This window comes from Arthrobacter sp. GCM10027362 (genome assembly GCF_042679445.1).
Lineage (GTDB): Bacteria > Actinomycetota > Actinomycetes > Actinomycetales > Micrococcaceae > Crystallibacter.
This window is the reverse complement of sequence record NZ_JBHTML010000272.1, coordinates 1-3,819: the sequence shown is the minus strand read 5'-3', so window position 1 is coordinate 3,819 and position 3,819 is coordinate 1. Positions and strand designations below refer to the sequence as shown.

Genomic DNA, 3,819 nt, shown 5'->3' with positions numbered 1-3,819 from the left:
TACCGGCTGGCGCTGCAGACCCGCGAGCAGCACATCCGCCGCGAGAAGGCCACTTCCAATATCTGCACCGCACAGGCGCTGCTGGCCATCGTTGCCTCGATGTATGCCGTCTACCACGGACCCGAGGGCCTGAAGGCCATTGCCGGGACAGTTCACGACAACGCGCGCGCCCTGGCCGCCGTGCTGTCCGGTGCCGGCCTGGAACTGGTGTCCGATACCTTCTTCGACACCCTCACCGTGAAGGTCCCCGGCCGGGCGGACGAGGTGATCAAGGCCGCCGAGGCCAAGGGCATGAACCTGCGCGTCATCGACGCCGACCAGGTGGGCATTTCCACCGGCGAAGGCACGACGGCGGAGCACCTGGCGCTGGTCGCCGAGGCCTTCGGTGTTGACGACGCCGCCGCGAAGGTGGCCGGCGCTGCTTCCGCTGCCGGCTTCGAACTCGGTTCCGAGCTGCTGCGCACCTCCTCCTACCTGCAGCACCCGGTCTTCCACAGCTACCGCTCCGAGACCCAGATGATGCGCTACCTGCGCCGGCTCTCGGACCGCGACCTGGCCCTGGACCGGACCATGATTCCGCTGGGTTCGTGCACCATGAAGCTGAACGCCACCGCGGAAATGGAGTCCATCACCTGGCCGGAGTTCGCCTCCATCCATCCCTTCGCCCCGCAGCACCAGACCGCCGGCTGGCGGGAGCTGATCGCGGATTTGGAGGCCCGGCTGGCGGCGATCACCGGCTACGCGGGCGTGTCCATCCAGCCCAACGCCGGCTCTCAGGGCGAGTATGCCGGGCTGCTGGCCATTCGCAACTACCATGTCTCCCGCGGCGATGACCAGCGCACCATCTGCCTGATCCCGGCCTCGGCGCACGGCACCAACGCGGCCTCCGCCGTGCTGGCCGGCCTGCAGGTCGTCGTCGTCGCCACCGCGGCGGACGGCACGATCGACCATGCGGACCTGGCCGCCAAGATCGAGCAGCACAAGGACCAGCTGGCCGGCATCATGATCACCTACCCGTCCACCCACGGGGTGTACGACGCGGACGTGCGCCAGGTCTGCGACGCGGTGCACGAGGCCGGCGGGCAGGTCTACATCGACGGGGCCAACCTCAACGCCCTGGTGGGCCTGGCCCAGCCGGGCAGGTTCGGCGGCGACGTGTCCCACCTGAACCTGCACAAAACCTTCTGCATCCCGCACGGCGGCGGCGGCCCCGGCGTCGGCCCGGTGGCCGTGGCCGAGCACCTGGTCCCGTTCCTGCCCGGCAACGCGGCCATCGCCGCGCATGAAGGCAAGGGCATCCCGGTGTCCGCCTCCGAGTTCGGCTCGGCCGGCGTGCTGCCGATCTCCTGGGCGTACGTGGCCATGATGGGCGCCGAGGGCCTGACCAATGCCACCAAGAACGCGCTGCTGGCCGCCAACTACATCGCCTCGCGCCTGAACGAGCACTTCCCGGTGCTCTACACGGGCAACGCCGGCCTGGTGGCGCACGAGTGCATCCTGGACCTGCGCGACCTGACCGCGAAGACCGGGGTCACCGCCGAGGATGTGGCCAAGCGCCTGATCGACTACGGCTTCCACGCCCCGACCCTGGCGTTCCCGGTGGCCGGCACCCTGATGGTCGAGCCCACCGAGTCCGAGGACCTGACGGAGATCGAGCGGTTTATCGACGCGATGGTTTCCATTAAGGGCGAAATCGACCAGGTGGCTGCCGGCGACTTCACCGTGGAGGAATCCCCGCTGCGCCTGTCCCCGCACACTGCCGCGGCGGCCATCAGCAGTGACTGGGACCGCAAGTACAGCCGCGAGCAGGCGGTCTTCCCGGTGCCGTCGCTGAAGATGGACAAGTACTTCGCCCCGGTGGGCCGGATCGACGGCGCCGCCGGGGACCGGAACCTGATCTGCTCCTGCCCGCCGCCCGAAGCCTTCGAGAACTAAGGAAAGGTGCCCGCAGATGAGCACTGAAACCACTACCGGCCGCTATACGGCCCTTTACCCCGAGCACCAGAAGCTCGGCGCCTCGTTCACCGACTTCGGCGGCTGGCAGATGCCGCTGAAGTACGGCAGCGAACTGGCCGAACACAAGGCGGTCCGTGCGACCGCCGGCCTGTTCGACCTCTCCCACATGGGCGAGGTCTGGGTCGAGGGCCCGGAGGCCGCGAAATTCCTGAACTACGCGCTGGTCGGCAACCTCGGTGCCGTCGCCGTCGGCAGGGCCAAGTACTCGCTGATCTGCAACGCCGACGGCGGGATCATCGACGACCTGATCTCCTACCGGCGTCCGGCAACGGAAAAGGGAGACAGGTACCTCGTGGTGCCCAACGCCGGCAACGCCAGGGTCGTTGCCGCCGCCCTGGCCGAACGGGCAGCGTCCGGACCTGACGGGGCCTTCGATGTCACGGTCACCGACGCCTCCGCCTATGTGTCGCTGATCGCAGTGCAGGGGCCGAATTCCCTTGACATCCTGCTCACGCTTGTTCCGGCCGGCCAGCACTCCACGGTGCGCGGGATGAAGTACTACGCGGCGGACGAGGTGGAATTCACCTTCGGCTCCGGGGCCCACAAGCTGCTGCTGGCCCGGACCGGCTACACCGGCGAGGACGGCTTCGAGATCTATGTGCCCAACGAGTCTGCCGCGGCCCTGTGGCAGGCCCTGCTGGAGGCCGGCCAGGAGGAAGGGCTGGTCCCGGCCGGCCTGGCCAGCCGCGACTCGCTGCGCCTGGAAGCGGGCATGCCGCTGTATGGCAACGAGCTCTCCCTCGAGGTCACCCCGTTCGAGGCCGGACTCGGCCCGGTGGTGTCCTTTAAGAAGGAGTCCGACTTCGTCGGCCGGGCAGCCCTCGAGGCCCGCAAGGCCGAGGGCCCCAAGCGCCGGCTGGTGGGCCTGAAGGGCCTGGGCCGGCGTGCCGGACGCTCGCACTACCCGGTGCTCAAGGACGGCGCCGTCGTCGGCGAGGTCACCTCCGGCCAGCCCAGCCCGACCCTGGGCTACCCGGTGGCGCTGGCCTACGTGGATGCGGAGTTGGCCGAAGTCGGGACGAAGCTCGATGTGGACCTCCGTGGCAAGGCGGAACCGTTCGAGGTCGTCGAGCTGCCGTTCTACAAGCGCGAAAAGTAATCTGCCGGCGGCCCCGGCGACATTCCCACGCGCTTAGCACTCATGATCTGCCCATCTCCTCGCAAGCTCGGAGCGGGACCCGGATCATTCGCTTGCCGCTCGTTCCTCGCTGCGGCGATGCGCGCTTAGGGAATGTTGCCGGCTCCGCTTCCGGCTGTCCCGAGATTTTTCATTCACCCTTTCGAAAGGTTTCATTATGAGCAAAGTTCTGTCCGGTCTGCGCTACTCCGAGGAACACGAGTGGGTGGACGGCTCCAGCCCCGTGAAGGTGGGCATCTCCCAGGTGGCCGCCGACGCCCTCGGCGACGTCGTCTACGTGGACCTGCCCGAGGTTGGCTCCACCATCACCGCCGGGCAGAGCTGCGGCGAGGTCGAGTCGACCAAGTCCGTTTCCGACCTCTACGCCCCGGTGTCCGGCCAGGTGGCCGAGGTCAACCAGGCGGCCATCGACGACCCGAGCCTGCTGAATTCGGATCCCTACGGCGAAGGCTGGCTGTTCACCGTCAACGTGACCGAGGAGGGCCCGCTGCTCTCGGCCGACGAGTACGCCGCCAAGAACGGCGGTGAGCTCGGATGAGCATCCAGGCCGTGACCGGCACCAGCCTGGACACAGACCTGGGTGTGCTGGATCCGGAGATCGCGGCGAAGATCGACGACGAACTCACCCGCCAGCGCAGCGGGCTGGAGATGATCGCCTCGGAGAA

Annotated in this window: 3 protein-coding genes; all 3 read left to right on the top strand. The window is 68.1% G+C overall.

Translation table 11 applies throughout. From position 1 onward, the window contains the following. On the top strand, window positions 1–1,935 hold a 1,935-nt coding region (gcvP, locus tag ACFQ36_RS21350; RefSeq protein WP_377017335.1), incomplete at its 5' end, for an aminomethyl-transferring glycine dehydrogenase. A 16-nt stretch (window positions 1,936–1,951) separates the two neighbouring features. Next, on the top strand, window positions 1,952–3,115 hold the full coding sequence (gene gcvT, locus ACFQ36_RS21345) for a glycine cleavage system aminomethyltransferase GcvT (RefSeq protein WP_377017333.1): 1,164 nt from the start codon (window positions 1,952–1,954) through the stop codon (window positions 3,113–3,115). A 196-nt stretch (window positions 3,116–3,311) separates the two neighbouring features. Beyond that, window positions 3,312–3,692 carry a glycine cleavage system protein GcvH gene (gcvH, locus tag ACFQ36_RS21340; RefSeq protein ID WP_377017331.1) on the top strand — a complete coding sequence of 127 codons (381 nt, stop codon included), beginning with the start codon at window positions 3,312–3,314 and terminating at the stop codon, window positions 3,690–3,692. Window positions 3,693–3,819: the final 127 nt, after the last annotated feature.